This is a genomic window from Kiloniella laminariae, from assembly GCF_027214005.1.
GTDB classification, from domain to species: domain Bacteria; phylum Pseudomonadota; class Alphaproteobacteria; order Kiloniellales; family Kiloniellaceae; genus Kiloniella; species Kiloniella laminariae_A.
This window is the reverse complement of the sequence record NZ_JAPWGY010000009.1, coordinates 38,770-53,610: the sequence shown is the minus strand read 5'-3', so window position 1 is coordinate 53,610 and position 14,841 is coordinate 38,770. Positions and strand designations below refer to the sequence as shown.

The following is a 14,841-nucleotide window of genomic DNA, read 5'->3' as shown; positions in this document are numbered from 1 at the left end:
TTCTGTGACAGACACATCGCTTTTCGAAGAAGACAATCTGGATGATAAAGGTGTGGCGCTCTCTGCGTTACACCCGCTTATTCTCGATCTTGAGGGTTTCGAAGGGCCGATTGATATCTTGTTGCAGCTGGCCCGGGATCAGAAGGTTGACCTGACCCAGATTTCCATTCTGGCACTGGCGAACCAGTATATCTCCTTCATCCAGCAGGCACATGAACTAAGGCTTGAGCTGGCCGCGGATTATCTGGTGATGGCGGCCTGGCTGGCCTATCTGAAATCGAGGCTTCTGTTACCTGAACCGCAAAGTGGTGAGGAACCTTCCGGGGCAGAACTGGCCGCGGCGCTGAAGTTCCAGCTCCAGCGACTTCAGGCGATGCAGGATGCCGGGAAACGTCTGATGGCCCGGCCCCAGCTGGGGGTCGATTTTTTTGCCCGTGGCAACCCTGAACAGAGCGGGATTGTCGAACGGACAGATTACGAAGTCTCGCTCTTCGATATTCTGAAAGCCTATGCAAACAACCGGGCAAAAGCAGAACCCTCCAGTCTGTTGATCGAACATATGGAGCTGCATTCGGTTGAGGAGGCGATCAAGCGCCTTTCAGCTTTTCTTGGAACTCTGCCTGAATGGCAGGAACTGAACCGTTTTTTGCCGACACATTTGGGACGTGGCATTATCAGCCGCTCGGCTGTCGCCTCTATCTTTGCCGCAAGCCTGGAAATGTGCCGGGAAGGAAAGATCGAGCTGCAACAGGAGGGGGCTTTTGCACCAATCTATATTCGCGATGGCAAAGGTCACATCACACAGGACTAAGTGGTTTGTTATACAACAAAAGGGGAAACAGGGGATTATGGCGTTAGAAACCAGATATGACTTTCTACGCTTGCTGGAGGCGGTGCTGTTTGCGGCAACGGAACCTCTGTCCATTAAAGATCTGATGCGACATTTCCCGTCGGATAGTGAACTGCCGCTTTTGCTGGAAGAACTCAGGGAGCTCTACCAGAACAGAGGGGTGAACCTGATCCGTATTGAGGAAAAATGGGCTTTTCGGACCGCGCCGGATATGGCGCCGCTGCTTCGGGTCGAGCAGAGTAATGTTAAACGTCTGACGCGCGCTGCAATCGAAACCCTGTCGATTATCGCGTACCACCAGCCGGTAACCCGGGCTGAGGTCGAGGAAATAAGAGGCGTCGCACTTTCGAAGGGGACACTCGACACCTTGCTGGAGATCGGTTGGGTCCGTCCCAAAGGCCGCCGTCGTACACCGGGACGGCCAGTAACCTGGGCGACCAGCGAATCCTTTCTGGATCATTTCGGCCTGGAGAGCCTTGATCATTTGCCGGGGCTTGATGAACTGAAAGCTGCCGGATTGCTTGATCGCCGTCCTGCAATTACGGCGCTTGGGGATCACGGTGATCTTCTGAGCCTCTCCCGGGAAGGAATTGATCTCGCTGCAGAGGTTTCTGATGAGAACCAGGAACCGGAGTTGCTCAGATCCGACTTTGGCGAGGATCTGGATGAAGGAGAAGAGGGGGAGCAGCAGGGGTTTCGGATCTGAACATTTTTTCCTCCATGGGGAATAGTTGAAGGAAACCGGATTTCCTGGAGAGTTTGAGGTCTGGGCGAACTGGTTTGTCCTTGCTGTACAGCTGTCGCTTATGGCCTGTGACGTTGTGTATCAGGGATTATCTGGTTTTTCATGGCCAGTTGATATTGATTTTTAACTGCAGTTCTGCGTACTTTGCAGCATGTATACTCAAGGCTCAGGAACCCGGTTGGTTGATGTCAGCACTCAGTTTGGAAAATGTAAGCCATAATTTTGGCAATCTGGCGGCAGTGAATGATGTCAGCCTCTCTATTGAGGCTGGGGAGTTCGTCTGTCTGTTGGGGCCGTCCGGTTGTGGCAAGACAACGGCTCTGCGTATAGCAGCAGGTCTGGAGATGCTGCAAAGCGGACGCGTGTCCATGGCTGGGAAAGTCGTGTCTGATGGAAAGGTGGATTTGCCGCCTGAGGAACGCAGTGTTGGCCTCGTCTTTCAGGACTATGCGCTGTTTCCCCATTTGAGTGTTGGTAAAAACGTGGCTTTCGGCCTGAAACATCTGGGACGTGCCGAACGCCGGACACGGGTTCTGGAAACTCTTGATCAGGTCGGTATGGCCGATTATCTGGATGCCTATCCGCATACACTTTCCGGTGGCCAACAACAACGTGTCGCTCTTGCCCGGGCTATTGCCCCGCGCCCACGAGTGGTCTTGCTGGATGAGCCCTTTTCAGGGCTGGATGTTCGGCTGCGTAATCAGATTCGCGATGAAACTGTCAGGGTGCTGAAGGAAAACGGTGCTGCGACACTGATGGTGACACACGATCCTGAAGAAGCCATGTTCATGGCCGACAGGATTGCGATAATGCGGGATGGCAGGATTGTTCAGGCGGGACCTCCTTTTGAACTTTACTCTCGCCCGGCAGATTCGTTTGTTGCCCATTTTTTTGGCGATGTGAACGAGTTTGCCTCTGTTTGTAATCAGGGAAACGTTGAAACCCCTTTTGGCCGTTTTGCAACACCGGATCTGATCGACGGGGCCGCTGTTAATGTTCTGGTCAGGCCAGAAGCCGTTGTTGTCGGAGAGAAAATCAACGGCACAGGCGTTGAGGCAGAGGTTCTTCGTACCCGGATGCTGGGACGGACCAGCCTGGTTGATTTTCGGGTTTCTAACGGCAGTAAACATGATCTTTTGATAAAAGCGCGTATGGGCAACCAGTTCTCAGCTGAAGCCGGGAAAAAGATTATTCTTGATCTTGATCGACGTTTTACCTTCGTTTTTCCGGCAGCTCACCCGAAGAATTGAATGTCAGGTCCCTTTCAAGGGGGCATCTGTTGCATGAATCGTTGCTAGAGGGGTTGGTTTTTGCCATAGTCCCTAGCAGATTAAGGGTAAATTGTCTCCAAGGAGCTTGAGTAATGGGTACGTTCAGCATCTGGCATTGGCTGATTGTTTTGGTTGTAGTTTTGGTTCTCTTTGGCGGCGGCGGCAAGCTCAGCAAGCTCATGGGCGATGCGGGCTCTGGTATCAAGGCCTTTAAAAAAGGTCTGAAAGACGAAAAGTCTGATCCGTCAACAGCATCCGTTGCAGAAGAAAACAAGACCATTTCCGAAGAGAAAGACAAGGTCTGATTTCTTTCGAATTCCCTTTGAGGGATTTTTGGACAGATCGGATCTTGTTCCAGGGAGCTGTAGCCAATGTTCGACATCGGTTGGTCGGAGATGATGATTATCGCAGTTCTGGCCCTGCTAATTATGGGCCCGAAAGAGCTGCCTGAAACCCTGCGTACAGTTTCGAAATGGGTGAAGAAAGCCAAGGGACTGGCGCGGGAATTCCAATCCGGCGTCGATGATGTCATTCGTGAAGCTGATCTGCAGGATGCCCGCAAGGCTCTGGAAGGGACGAATAGTGCGTCTATTCGTAAAACTGTCGAGGACGTTATTGATCCAACCCGATCATTGTCCAAGGTACAGCGCGAAGTTAAGGACGCTGCAGATAGCCTTGACGATGATGAGGCGGGGACGATTGAAAAACAGATTACGCCCGAGCCAATTACTCCGGGACAAGCTGCATCAAAGGTTTTTCCCCAATCCGACAGCCCAAAATCGGAAACCAAAGCTTCTGCTTCCAAAAGCAGCATTGAGGTAACGCCTCCCGTGGTGGAAACGGTTACCCCTGCCAATGAAGCCGCAGAACATAAAAGCAGTTAAATATCGTGGCCAATACCTCCGAAGAACAAAAGATGCCCTTGCTCGAACATTTGATCGAGCTGAGAAAACGCATGCTCTGGAGTGTCGTGACGCTTCTGGTCGCGTTTCTGATCTGTTTTGCTTTTGCAGAACAGCTTTTTGAATACCTTGCAGCACCACTTGCTGATGTCATGCGGGAAAATGCGGTGAGCGAACGACAGCAGCGTCTGATCTTTACCGATTTGACCGAGGTGTTTTTCACCTATGTCAAAGTAGCTTTTTTCTTTGGTGCTTTTATCAGTTGCCCTATTTTTCTGACCCAGATCTGGTTGTTTGTCGCGCCGGGGCTGTACAATAACGAAAAATCTGCTTTTGCTCCCTTCCTGATTGCATCGCCGATCCTGTTTTTTATCGGTGGCGCCTTGGTGTATTTTGTTATCTTTCCGATGGCAGCCCAGTTTTTTCTTGGTTTCCAGGTCCAGGGAACAGAAAGCACTATTGCGATTGAACTCGAAGCAAAGGTCAATGAATACTTCTCGTTGATGATGAAACTGATTTTTGCCTTTGGCATCTGTTTCCAGTTACCCGTGCTGATGACACTCTTGGCCCGTGTCGGTCTTGCATCAGCCAAGGGCATGGCGGAAAAACGTAAATACGCCATCGTTGGTGTCTTTATTGTTGCGGCAATCTTTACGCCGCCAGATCCCCTGAGCCAGCTGGCTTTGGCGATCCCGATTGTGCTGCTTTATGAAATTTCAATCCTTATGGCAAAGATGGTCGAACGTAAGCGTACCGAAGCGGAAAATGCCGAGTCCGGTGACCAGACCGACGAATAGCGCAATTTCTTTATCTGCATTTTGTGAACAAGATGTAGACTGTAACAAACGTGAGCCGAACTTTGTCTCTACTGATATGTCTCTACTGATATAAGGACAGAGATACCTATGTATGATCTAAAATGGATCCGTGATACGCCTGAGCTTCTTGATGAAGGGCTGGGACGCCGAAATCTGGAGCCCCTTTCTGCCAAAATACTGGAGCTGGATAAACAGCACAGGGCGGTCCAGTCTGAATTGCAGGACTTGCAGGCCCGGCGGAATGAGGCATCCAAGCTGATAGGTGTGGCCAAACGCAACGGTGAAGCCGCAGATGATCTGATGGCTGAAGTCGCGACAATCAAAGCGGGGATGGCGGAACGCGAAGCAGCGGATAACGAGCTGGCAGCACAGATCCAGGAGATTCTTGCCAGCATTCCGAACCGTCCGAAAGATGACGTTCCTGTTGGCAAGGATGAAGCGGACAATGTTCTGGTTCGCCTGGGTGGGAACAAGCCGTCACTTTCCTTTGCTGCCAAACAGCACTTCGAACTGGGTGAGCAGTTAGAACAGATGGATTTCGAGACGGCGGCCAAACTGTCCGGAGCACGGTTTGTTTTGCTGCGCGGCAGTGTGGCACGGCTCTACCGTGCGCTGTCCCAGTTCATGCTGGATCTTCATATAGACGAACACGGTTACACCGAAGTCATCCCACCTGTTCTGGTGCGCGATCATGTAATGTACGGTACGGGACAGTTGCCCAAGTTTGCCGAGGATTCCTTTCGGACTGAAGATGGTTTCTGGTTGATCCCGACAGCAGAAGTGCCGCTGACCAATACAGTTGCCGGGGAAATTTTGAACGAAAGTGACCTGCCGAAACGGATGACAGCCTTGACTCCCTGTTTCCGTTCGGAAGCAGGATCTGCGGGTCGGGATACCCGTGGCATGTTGCGCCAGCATCAGTTTGATAAGGTCGAGATGGTCTCGATTGTCCATCCCGAAAAATCCGATGCCGAACTTGAGCGTATGGTCGGCTGTGCGGAAGATGTGTTGGACAAACTGGGTCTGCATTATCGTGTTGTCACGCTTTGTACCGGCGATATGGGCTTTGGTGCTCGCAAGACCTATGACATTGAAGTCTGGCTTCCCGGTCAGGATGCCTATCGCGAAATTTCAAGCTGTTCGACCTGTGGGGATTTTCAGGCCCGGCGTATGAATGGCCGTTTCCGTCCTGCTGAAGGGAAAAAACCGGAGTTTGTTCATACGCTTAATGGTTCAGGCGTTGCAGTTGGACGTTGCCTGATTGCGGTGATGGAAAACTATCAGCAGGAAGATGGCTCCATCGTGGTTCCCGAAGTGTTGAAACCCTATATGGGCGGCACTGACATTATTCGCCCGGATGCTTAAAGTGGCCGATGATCTTTCCAGAGCGTGTATGCTGTTGTCAAATGACGACGGCATACATGCGGAAGGTCTGGCTGTTCTGGAAGAAATTGCGCGAACTTTATCTGATAATGTCTGGGTTGTTGCACCGGAAGTGGAGCAGAGCGCTGCCAGCCATTCCCTGACGTTGCGGCGCCCGTTACGTGAACGCAAGCTCGGTGATCAACGATACAGTATTGATGGTACGCCAACAGACTGTGTGCTGATGGCGATCAAGTATCTGATGCAGGATAAGCAGCCTGACCTTGTTCTTTCCGGTGTGAATATCGGGGCGAATCTGGGAGAGGATGTCATCTATTCCGGTACGGTTGCAGCGGCTATGGAGGGGGCAATTCTCGGGGTGCGCTCTGTCGCCTTCAGTCTGCGGCCCGATGAGGAAAGTGAAGGCCGGTTTCATTGGGACACTGTTCGAAAGTTTGGACCTGAAATCATTCAAAAACTGGCCAGATGGACCGAACCGGGAAATTTGCTTTTCAATGTGAATTTTCCTGGCATTCCCCCGGAAAAGGTTCAGGGGATCAGGGTTTGCCGACAGGGGCACCGCGACGAGGGGACGACAGTTGTCGAAGGCAAGGACCCGGGAGGGCGCCCCTATCTTTGGGTGGGGCAGTTCGTCAGCCATCACACTTCGGTCCCCAATGCCGATCTGACGTCTATTGCTGAAAATTATATTACGGTTACCCCCTTGAAGTATGATCTGACCGATCATGCCGTGTTGTCGAGAATGGACGGGCTGTTTTCATGAGTTTACATGCCCGGAAAATACGGCTGATTATGGAGCTGCGCAAAGGAGGGATTTCTGATACCGGCGTTCTCTCTGCCATTGAGCGTGTCCCGCGCGAGGTTTTTGTTCCGGGACCTTTTCAGGATCAGGCCTATGAGAATATGGCCCTGCCGATCGGACGCGGACAGACCCTGAGCCAACCACGCGTGGTTGCAATGATGACGCAGGCGTTGACCCTGAGCAAACGGATGAAGGTGCTGGAAGTCGGCACGGGGTCGGGATATCAGGCTTCTATTCTTTCACGGCTCTGCCGTCGTGTTTATACCATAGAGCGCCACAAGGAACTATTGGATGAGGCTGAAGAACGCTTTGCCACCTTGCGGCTTCATAATGTGACCACAAAGTTCGGCGATGGTTACAAGGGTTGGAAAGAGCAGGCGCCGTTTGAACGTATTATTGTCACAGCTGCCCCCCCAGAAATTCCACCAGCTCTACTTGAGCAATTGGCAATTGGTGGTATTTTGGTCTTACCGCTCGGGGCGCAGGGCAATCATCAGGAACTGTTGAGAATTACGCGCACTGAAACGGGGTATGAGCAGGAAACATTGGGGGGAGTACGTTTTGTTCCTCTTGTACATGGGATGCCACGAGAAAACGGGGGGGCCAGTGCATTGTCCAAACGGGGATAGGCTGGCCGTACGTTATTATGTCTAAGAAAAGTGTTCCCATTCCGGTACAGTTATCGGTTTTCTTCTTGTCAGTCGCTCTTGCAGGTTGCGGCCTTGTTCCTTCTTCTTTCCCCAATCTGTCCAATCCTCCTGCTCCAAAAGTCCGGACTGATACTATTTACGCCTATCCTCCGACACTGCCCAAACGGAAGCCGACGCCCCCACCGCGCCCCTCCACAAGCACGCAGAACCTGATTGCCCCTGAACCCTATCAGCCTCAAAGCGTGCCGGTAGAAGGTACTGTTGCCGGGAGTGTTATTCCGGCCTTGTTACCAAGCAATATTCCATACCCCAGAAGAAATCCACGCCGAAGTCAGCAAGGTCTGGATACTGCCAGCCAGCAGACTGTTTCTCCCTCCTCAGAGCAGGATGACCAGGTGAATGCGGAGGAGAACCGGTATCAAGCCCTGACCACAGGAGAATACCGTGTGGCTCGCGGGGACACCGTCTATTCCATATCGCGTACCAAAGGGGTCTCTATCAGAGAACTGATCCTGTTGAATGATCTTTCGGCGCCCTACATTCTCAAGGTTGGTCAGGTCATGCGTTTACCTGTCAGCAACGACCACGTTGTTGTCGCAGGGGATACACTTTACAGTGTGTCGCGTAAATACGGCGTTGATACCACAGAACTGGTGCGCTTAAACCAGATACAACCTCCCTATGCCCTGCTGGTCGGGCAGCGGCTTTCGTTGCCTGCTGCGCAACCAGGAGCCAATACAACCGCGACGACAACACCGCAGACCGCTGCCGTTCAACCTGCTCCTGCCCAACCCCGGATTCAAAACCAGACTGGTCCGATACCGCAACCACCCCCGCGTTCTGCAAGTACTTTTCTCTTACCCGTCAAAGGCAAAGTGATTTCAGGTTTTGGTCCGAAAGAGGGGGGGATACATAATGACGGGATCAATATTTCTGCGCAAAAAGGCACTCCAGTCATGGCCGCAGAGAACGGGGTGGTTGTCTATGCCGGCAGTGAGCTGAAAGGCTTTGGCCAGATGCTGTTGATCAAACATTCAGGTGGCTGGGTTACCGCCTATGCCCATGCTGATCAGCTTCTGGTGGGACGTGGTCAAAAGGTTTCCAGAGGACAGGAAATTGCCAGAGTTGGCAGCACCGGCAATGTTTCCCAACCACAGTTGCATTTTGAGATTCGTAAAGGTTCTGAAGCCGTTAATCCCGAAAAACTTGTGGTTAATTGATAACGCCATATATTATTTATTGAGCCGCTTTGTATAGCTTCGAAAGTTCGATAATTAATTTTTCTCGGTCATATCCTCGATAAACATCCTGAGGAGGATCTCGTCTTGTTTCCACCTGAATTGGATCAAGGTTGGCGGCAAAACGTCCTTCAGAGTTTACTGTAAAAATAAATGGGATTGCATCGTCAAAATATTGATCTGCTCCTGTTTGATTAAGGACTTTATCTCCATTCGGGGCAAAGTCACCTTCAAGATTCAACACGACGAACGAATCTGCAACGTAAGCGTTTAACGCGGCTGCTTCAGCAGCCACATCTCTCTGAGGACGTTCCAGAAGTATTGCTGTTATCTCTGTATCCGGATCTTCAGGAGAGCCAAAAGTATATTTGAAGAATGAACGCTCACCATGGATATATTTGTCAAAGACGTGACACCATATACACCATTCTGCTCCATAGGAGATCAGTAGAACTTTTCTTTCCTCTCTCGCTTTCTCTAGCGCGCTTTGGAACAAGAGATACTGATCCCCGCATTGGTCGTAGAGTTTTGCCCGTCCGTTACGGCATGTTATATCCAATTTTTCAGGGAATGTGGAAATCTGGGGCTTGGAATTCTTTATATCAGCAGCGATTGCTTGGTTTTGATCTTTCCAAAACTCTATACTGAATGCCGAGAAAAGGAAGATATAGAGCAAACAATGAGGAATTCTGGAAGTAGTCATCTTTTTGCCAAGGCCTTGTTTGTAGGGAAAGAATAGTTTTTCTATGATATTCTGACGCTCATTCGCCCCGCAAGATCCTGAATAAATTGCCAGGCAACTCTGCCGGATCGAGAGCCACGGGTAACTGACCATTCCTTGGCTTCAGCCCGTAATTTTTCTTGTGATATCTTGATGCCATAGCGTTTTGTATAGCTTTCGATCATGGCAAAATAGGTATCCTGATCGCAATTATGAAAGCCGAGCCAGAGACCAAAGCGATCAGAGAGGCTGACGTTTTCTTCGGTTGCTTCCGAGGTATGGATCGCCGAGGAACGCTCGTTCTCGATCATGTCCCTTGCCATGAGATGACGGCGGTTGGAAGTGGCATAGAAAATCACATTGGCCGGGCGTCCCTCAATCCCACCTTCAAGAACAGCCTTGAGAGACTTGTAGCTGTCATCCTGGGTATCAAAGCTCAGATCGTCGCAGAAAAGAATGCAGGGGCGGCCGGAATTTTTCAGAATTTTCAGTAAAGCTGGCAGAGAAGGGATATCTTCCCGGTGAATTTCCACCAGGGCAAGCCGGGGGAAGTTCTCGGTTTCAGCCAACTCGTTCACCTTGTCATGAACAGCCTTGACGATTGAACTCTTTCCGGTGCCTCTTGCTCCCCAGAGAAGGGCGTTATTCGCGGGAAATCCTTGAACAAACCGCAGTGTATTTGACAGAAGCGACTCTCGCTGGCGATCGATCCCTTTCAGAAGATCAAACTCGATGCGGTTGACTTCTTCAACGGGTTCGAGTTTTTCCGGTTTGGTTTGCCAGACGAAAGCATCGGCTGCGGAGAGATCTGATTGAGAAACCACGGGGGGAGCAAGACGCTCCAGCGCTTCTGCAATCCGGGACAATACGGGCAGAAGAGGTTGAGATTCAATCATTGTCTAACTCCACAAGGAAACAGATACCATCAATAAAGTCTGGTAAGAAAGTCTGGAACCCTACCGCCGGGACCAGCAGGCGTCAATTCCACGATCATGCTATTTAAGAACTGATCCTGGCCTGATTTTGCTGTTCGTTTGCATTTCCGGGCGAGACGGTTATAGTCCGCGGGTAATTTTCCGTGAAGGGTTGCCTGGCAACCGATTCCTAGTTTGATATCCTGGAGGGATTGATGTTGATTTCCACTGCTTATGCACAGGCCGCTGGTGGCGCTGGTGCAACTGGCGATTTGTTGCAGACCTTTCTTCCTCTTATTCTGATTTTTGCGGTGTTCTATTTTCTGATTATCCGCCCTCAGAGCAAAAAGATGAAACAGCAGCGTGCCATGATCGACGCGATCCGTCGGGGTGATAAGGTGATTACTGCTGGCGGTATTATCGGAACAGTTGCCAAGGTTAAAGAAGGCGGCGAAGTTCAGATCGATATTGCTGAAAATGTAAGAATCACTGTTATTCAAAGCACAATCGCCAACGTACTCAGCCGGACCGAACCTGCTGATAAAGCGTCTAACGATTCCAAAAAAGACGACAAAAAGACGTCTGAATAACGTTTCTTCCCAGGATTTTATATCTCGGGGGTGATATTAGCCTGCTCTGGTGACTATATACCCGGGCAGGCGTTCCCTTTTTTAACAGATAATTGCGGGCCGATTTATGGTTCAGTTTCCCAAGTGGCAAGTTTTCGCGATAGTCGGTGTTCTCGTTCTGGGCTTGTATTATGCCCTGCCGAATGTCTTCAAGGAACAAACAGTTGAAGCTTTCCCTTCCTGGTTAGCTTCAGACCAAATCAATCTGGGGCTGGATCTCCGCGGCGGATCATACATGCTGCTGGAAGTTGATCTGGAAGCTGTTGAAAAAGAGCAGATGACAGATCTGGTCGAGAACATCAGGTCAATCCTGCGTTCCGCCAGCATTGGCTATCAGAACCTTGGCGTACAGGAAGGGGGCGCAAGCTTTACCCTTCGAGATACCACGGATGAAATGGTGTCGCGGGTACGTTCGATGATTGCCCAGATTGATGGTGGTCTTCTGGTAACCAGCAGTGATGGGACTTTTTCTGTTGTCTACAATGATCAGGTCAGGCAACAGCGCCGAATTTCGGTGGTTAACCAGTCAATCGAAGTGTTGCGCCGCCGTCTGGATGAAACCGGCACCAAGGAAATCAGCCTGCAGCGGCAGGGTGAAAACCGGATCCTGATCCAGGTGCCAGGGGTTACTGATCCAGAAGAAATCAAGGTTCTGATTGGTAAAACAGCCAAACTGACCTTCCATCTTGTTGACCAGAATGCTGACCCCTATAGCAATAGTGCTCCGGTTGGTTCTCAGATCATGCTGTCTCTTGATGAACAGGCAAACGGGCAACCCCGCCGCTATGTGATCAACAAGCGGATCATGGTCAGTGGTGAGAACCTTGTTGATGCACAGTCCACTTTTCAGGATGGGCAGCCTGTTATTTCCTTTACATTTGACAGTTCTGGTGCCCAGAGATTTGCGCGGGTTACCCAAGACAATGTCAATAAACCTTTCGCCATTGTTCTGGATGGTAAGGTAATCTCGGCCCCCGTCATTCGCTCACCGATCCTGACCGGAAGTGGAATTATTTCCGGAAATTTCACCACACAATCGGCGGAAGAACTGGCTGTGCTCCTTCGCGCAGGGGCTCTGCCCGCACCTCTGGTTATTCTTGAAGAACGGACGATCGGTGCTGGTCTGGGAGAGGACTCTGTTAACGCCGGGAAAATTGCCAGTGTAATCGGTATGGTCCTTGTCGTGGGCTTTATGGCTCTGGCCTATGGTTTCTTTGGCCTGATGGCCAATGTTGCCCTGATTGCCAACCTGGTTTTGATTGTTGCTGTTCTCTCGTTGTTCCAGGCAACCCTGACCTTGCCCGGTATTGCCGGGATCGTTCTGACCATTGGGATGGCGGTTGACGCCAATGTTCTGATTTTCGAGCGTATCCGCGAAGAAATCCGAAATGGGCGCGGGCCTGTGATGGCAGTGGAGGCCGGCTACAAGCGGGCGATGAGTACCATCCTGGATTCCAATATCACGACATTGATAGCAGCGGTTATCTTGTTCCAGTTTGGCTCCGGTCCGATCAAGGGATTTGCCGTGACCCTGATCATCGGGATTATCACCTCGATGTTTACTGCGATCATGGTCACCCGTTTGTTAATTGTAACCTGGTTGCGCCGTCGTCGGCCGCAGACCCTTGGCATCTGATAGGGAATTCGAGTTATGGCGTTAATCAAAATGCTGCCAGCGGAACTCAAAATCGACTTTATGGGGCGCCGCAAGATCTTTATGGCGTTTTCTATTCTGTTGCTTGTCATGTCTGTCGTTCTGGCTGTTACGCGGGGTTTGAACTTCGGCGTAGACTTCCGTGGCGGAATTCTGATCGAAATCCGGACGACTGCACCAGCAGATCTTTCTTCATTGCGGAGCAGAATGGGCGCCCTGGGCCTAGGGGAAGTCAGCCTGCAGGAGTTCGGCTCACCGACAGATGTGCTGATTAATATTCAGAAGCAGGACGGCGAAGAAAAAGAACAAATGGCGGCAATTGAGCTTGTTAAATCAGCTCTTGGTGCTGAAGTTGCTGAATATCGCAGGGTTGAATTTGTGGGACCAAAAGTCGGCAGTGAATTGATGAAAGACGGGATCTATGCAACCGTTTTTGCATTGCTGGGGATCGCAATCTACATCTGGCTCAGATACGAGTGGCAATTCTCTGTCGCGGCGCTATTGGCTCTGACACATGATGTTATCGCGACGATTGGTTTTTTCGCTGTTACCCAGTTTGAATTCAATCTTGCGACATTGGCAGCAATTCTGATGATTGCAGGGTACTCTATTAACGATACCGTGGTGGTCTTTGACCGGGTGCGGGATGAATTGCGCCGCTTTAAGTCCTGGGAAGTTTACGACGTGCTCAACATGTCGATCAATGTGACCTTGTCCCGGACGATCTTGACTTCCTTTACAACGTTGCTGGCGTTGATTGCCCTGTTCCTTTTCGGGGGCGAGGTTATTCGCGGACTCAGTCTCGGGCTGATCTGGGGAATTGTGATCGGGACCTATTCTTCTATCGCAATTGCGGTTCCGTTGCTCTTTACCACCGGTGTTCGGTCTCCTGTGCCGGAAGAGGAAGAAGGGAACGGAGAAGAAACTGCCGAGTTGATCGAGAACTAGATATGGAAGTGTCCCTGCAAATCCCGGAAGGCTCTCAGATCATCGAAAAATATGGGGATGGCCGCTTTCAGATTAACGGTCAGTATCATGATGGTTCTGTATTTGTGATGCCTGAGAAAACTCGGAAATGGCAGGTTTCGGATTTTTCGGAGCTAACAGAAGAGAGCTTTGACAGCTTTGTCGAACTGGCCGGAGAAATTGAGGTGCTTCTGGTTGGTTGTGGTGGCAAGGTGGAGTTTCTTTCTCCTGCTTTCCGACAGAGGCTCAGGGACAAGGGACTGGTAATCGAAGCCATGGCGACGGGTGCTGCTTGCCGGACCTACAACGTATTACTGTCAGAGGGCCGCAAGGTTGCTGCTGCCCTGATCGCTATTTCCTGAGTTGTGTCCCGATTATGAACAGCTCAGGCCTCTCCTATTGCGGAAGTGAAGTCAAAAAGCACGATTATGATCGTTATCTGACTTCACTTTTTGCCCCTGAATTTTGTCGGGAAGGTCTGTTCGCCCTTTACGCTTTCAACTATGAAATTGCCAAAACGGCAGAGGTCGTCAGTGAACCCTTGACGGGTATGATACGCCTGCAGTGGTGGCGGGAATCTCTAGATGGTATCTACGCGGGAACACCTCGCAATCATGAAGTGGTTCTTGCGCTCGCCAGAGTGATCGAGCAATTCTCGCTGTCGCGTGAGGCTTTCGACCGTCTGATTGATGCGCGTGAAGTTGATCTCGAGGATGAAGGCCCAGCAAGTAAAGCCCAGCTGTTGCAATATCTACGCGATACCTCGGCAGCTTTGTTTGAAGTAGCCTGTGAGGTTTCTTGTGAAATTTCCCTGGCTGGCGAAAAAACTGATCGCCGGGATGCCATCTTGAAGGCCGGGTCTCATATGGGAATGGCCTGGGGATTGTTGGGGCTGATCAGGGCGATCCCTTTTCATGCCCAACGAAAACGTCTCTACCTCCCGAAAGATCTGGTCGCGTCATCAGGGATTTCGACAGGAAGGTTGTTTGAACTGGAGAGTTCACCGGAGCTCTGTGGTCTTTGTGAAGATCTGGCCAAAGACATCCGGGAAAGTTTAAGGCAGGCACGGGCGGAACGGTCGTCCCTTCCTGCTTCTGTCCGACCTGTATTGATGGTGGGGATTCTTGCCGATCAGTATCTGAAGCGTTTGGAAAGCAGGGGATATGATCCCTTTGATCCTGCCCTTCAGGGGGCTAAGCCTTCAGCGTCCTGGCGTCTGATGTGGGCCAATTTTGTCGGCAGCTATTAAGGCGCTTCTGTTAAGGGCTGTGTCTCAGAGCTAAACCGGAGGAAATCCG

At 50.9% G+C, this 14,841-nt stretch carries 17 protein-coding genes; 15 read left to right on the top strand and 2 right to left on the bottom strand.

Annotated features, from left to right (window positions below):
- The first annotated feature begins 4 nt into the window (after nucleotides 1-4).
- The 10 genes from O4H49_RS17715 to O4H49_RS17670 all read left to right on the top strand — a co-directional run bounded on the left by O4H49_RS17715 (nucleotide 5) and on the right by O4H49_RS17670 (nucleotide 8,641).
- Nucleotides 5-811: a segregation and condensation protein A gene (locus O4H49_RS17715; protein ID WP_269424778.1), complete on the top strand. Its 807-nt coding sequence runs from the start codon at nucleotides 5-7 to the stop codon at nucleotides 809-811.
- 37 nt (nucleotides 812-848) lie between these two features.
- The gene (gene scpB / locus O4H49_RS17710; RefSeq protein WP_269424777.1) at nucleotides 849-1,556 is read left to right on the top strand and encodes an SMC-Scp complex subunit ScpB; all 708 of its coding nucleotides are present in this window, start codon (nucleotides 849-851) and stop codon (nucleotides 1,554-1,556) included.
- Between the two features lie 224 nt (nucleotides 1,557-1,780).
- Nucleotides 1,781-2,845, top strand: coding sequence for an ABC transporter ATP-binding protein (locus O4H49_RS17705; RefSeq protein ID WP_269424776.1), 1,065 nt, complete (start codon nucleotides 1,781-1,783; stop codon nucleotides 2,843-2,845).
- A 113-nt stretch (nucleotides 2,846-2,958) separates the two neighbouring features.
- Nucleotides 2,959-3,171: a twin-arginine translocase TatA/TatE family subunit gene (locus tag O4H49_RS17700; protein ID WP_269424775.1), complete on the top strand. Its 213-nt coding sequence runs from the start codon at nucleotides 2,959-2,961 to the stop codon at nucleotides 3,169-3,171.
- Nucleotides 3,172-3,237: 66 nt separating this feature from the next.
- Entirely contained in the window at nucleotides 3,238-3,750 is a 513-nt protein-coding gene (tatB, locus tag O4H49_RS17695) for a Sec-independent protein translocase protein TatB (RefSeq protein WP_269424774.1), read from the top strand.
- A gap of 5 nt (nucleotides 3,751-3,755) precedes the next feature.
- Nucleotides 3,756-4,565: a twin-arginine translocase subunit TatC gene (gene tatC / locus O4H49_RS17690; protein WP_269424773.1), complete on the top strand. Its 810-nt coding sequence runs from the start codon at nucleotides 3,756-3,758 to the stop codon at nucleotides 4,563-4,565.
- A 108-nt stretch (nucleotides 4,566-4,673) separates the two neighbouring features.
- On the top strand, nucleotides 4,674-5,951 hold the full coding sequence (gene serS, locus O4H49_RS17685; protein ID WP_269424772.1) for a serine--tRNA ligase: 1,278 nt from the start codon (nucleotides 4,674-4,676) through the stop codon (nucleotides 5,949-5,951).
- Complete coding sequence (gene surE / locus O4H49_RS17680) at nucleotides 5,944-6,732, top strand: 5'/3'-nucleotidase SurE (RefSeq protein WP_331283773.1); 789 nt, start codon at nucleotides 5,944-5,946, stop codon at nucleotides 6,730-6,732. The genes serS and surE overlap by 8 nt, the downstream gene beginning before the upstream one ends.
- A complete protein-coding gene (locus O4H49_RS17675) occupies nucleotides 6,729-7,400 on the top strand; it encodes a protein-L-isoaspartate(D-aspartate) O-methyltransferase (protein WP_269424770.1) in 672 nt (223 codons plus the stop codon). Before surE ends, O4H49_RS17675 begins: the two co-directional genes overlap by 4 nt.
- A 17-nt stretch (nucleotides 7,401-7,417) precedes the next feature.
- Entirely contained in the window at nucleotides 7,418-8,641 is a 1,224-nt protein-coding gene (locus O4H49_RS17670) for a M23 family metallopeptidase (RefSeq protein WP_269424769.1), read from the top strand.
- A 16-nt stretch (nucleotides 8,642-8,657) separates the two neighbouring features.
- On the opposite strand, the gene O4H49_RS17665 is transcribed toward O4H49_RS17670, so the two are convergent.
- Together O4H49_RS17665 and O4H49_RS17660 are read right to left on the bottom strand one after the other, a co-directional pair.
- Nucleotides 8,658-9,362, bottom strand: a complete 705-nt coding sequence (locus tag O4H49_RS17665; RefSeq protein ID WP_269424768.1) for a DUF255 domain-containing protein — start codon at nucleotides 9,360-9,362, stop codon at nucleotides 8,658-8,660.
- Between the two features lie 41 nt (nucleotides 9,363-9,403).
- Complete coding sequence (locus O4H49_RS17660; RefSeq protein ID WP_269424767.1) at nucleotides 9,404-10,276, bottom strand: ATP-binding protein; 873 nt, start codon at nucleotides 10,274-10,276, stop codon at nucleotides 9,404-9,406.
- A 233-nt stretch (nucleotides 10,277-10,509) separates the two neighbouring features.
- Between O4H49_RS17660 and yajC the strand changes: the two genes are divergently transcribed.
- The 5 genes from yajC (at nucleotide 10,510) to O4H49_RS17635 (ending at nucleotide 14,792) form a co-directional block, all read left to right on the top strand.
- Nucleotides 10,510-10,884 (top strand): preprotein translocase subunit YajC, encoded by a 375-nt coding sequence (yajC, locus tag O4H49_RS17655; RefSeq protein WP_269424766.1) that lies wholly within the window; start codon nucleotides 10,510-10,512, stop codon nucleotides 10,882-10,884.
- Between the two features lie 106 nt (nucleotides 10,885-10,990).
- Nucleotides 10,991-12,559: a protein translocase subunit SecD gene (gene secD, locus O4H49_RS17650; RefSeq protein ID WP_269424765.1), complete on the top strand. Its 1,569-nt coding sequence runs from the start codon at nucleotides 10,991-10,993 to the stop codon at nucleotides 12,557-12,559.
- 15 nt (nucleotides 12,560-12,574) lie between these two features.
- Nucleotides 12,575-13,525, top strand: a complete 951-nt coding sequence (secF, locus tag O4H49_RS17645) for a protein translocase subunit SecF (protein WP_269424764.1) — start codon at nucleotides 12,575-12,577, stop codon at nucleotides 13,523-13,525.
- A 2-nt stretch (nucleotides 13,526-13,527) separates the two neighbouring features.
- A complete protein-coding gene (locus O4H49_RS17640) occupies nucleotides 13,528-13,905 on the top strand; it encodes an Mth938-like domain-containing protein (RefSeq protein WP_269424763.1) in 378 nt (125 codons plus the stop codon).
- 14 nt (nucleotides 13,906-13,919) lie between these two features.
- Nucleotides 13,920-14,792, top strand: a complete 873-nt coding sequence (locus O4H49_RS17635; RefSeq protein WP_269424762.1) for a phytoene/squalene synthase family protein — start codon at nucleotides 13,920-13,922, stop codon at nucleotides 14,790-14,792.
- The last annotated feature ends 49 nt before the right edge of the window (nucleotides 14,793-14,841 follow it).

Bases quoted from the DNA above. Each gene is read 5' to 3' on its own strand.
- scpB (WP_269424777.1), top strand. From the start codon at position 849: ATGGCGTTAGAAACCAGATATGACTTTCTACGCTTGCTGGAGGCGGTG.
- O4H49_RS17705 (WP_269424776.1), top strand. From the start codon at position 1,781: ATGTCAGCACTCAGTTTGGAAAATGTAAGCCATAATTTTGGCAATCTG.
- O4H49_RS17700 (WP_269424775.1), top strand. From the start codon at position 2,959: ATGGGTACGTTCAGCATCTGGCATTGGCTGATTGTTTTGGTTGTAGTT.
- tatB (WP_269424774.1), top strand. From the start codon at position 3,238: ATGTTCGACATCGGTTGGTCGGAGATGATGATTATCGCAGTTCTGGCC.
- serS (WP_269424772.1), top strand. From the start codon at position 4,674: ATGTATGATCTAAAATGGATCCGTGATACGCCTGAGCTTCTTGATGAA.
- surE (WP_331283773.1), top strand. From the start codon at position 5,944: ATGCTTAAAGTGGCCGATGATCTTTCCAGAGCGTGTATGCTGTTGTCA.
- O4H49_RS17675 (WP_269424770.1), top strand. From the start codon at position 6,729: ATGAGTTTACATGCCCGGAAAATACGGCTGATTATGGAGCTGCGCAAA.
- O4H49_RS17670 (WP_269424769.1), top strand. From the start codon at position 7,418: ATGTCTAAGAAAAGTGTTCCCATTCCGGTACAGTTATCGGTTTTCTTC.
- O4H49_RS17665 (WP_269424768.1), bottom strand. From the start codon at position 9,362: ATGACTACTTCCAGAATTCCTCATTGTTTGCTCTATATCTTCCTTTTC.
- O4H49_RS17660 (WP_269424767.1), bottom strand. From the start codon at position 10,276: ATGATTGAATCTCAACCTCTTCTGCCCGTATTGTCCCGGATTGCAGAA.
- yajC (WP_269424766.1), top strand. From the start codon at position 10,510: ATGTTGATTTCCACTGCTTATGCACAGGCCGCTGGTGGCGCTGGTGCA.
- secD (WP_269424765.1), top strand. From the start codon at position 10,991: ATGGTTCAGTTTCCCAAGTGGCAAGTTTTCGCGATAGTCGGTGTTCTC.
- secF (WP_269424764.1), top strand. From the start codon at position 12,575: ATGGCGTTAATCAAAATGCTGCCAGCGGAACTCAAAATCGACTTTATG.
- O4H49_RS17640 (WP_269424763.1), top strand. From the start codon at position 13,528: ATGGAAGTGTCCCTGCAAATCCCGGAAGGCTCTCAGATCATCGAAAAA.
- O4H49_RS17635 (WP_269424762.1), top strand. From the start codon at position 13,920: ATGAACAGCTCAGGCCTCTCCTATTGCGGAAGTGAAGTCAAAAAGCAC.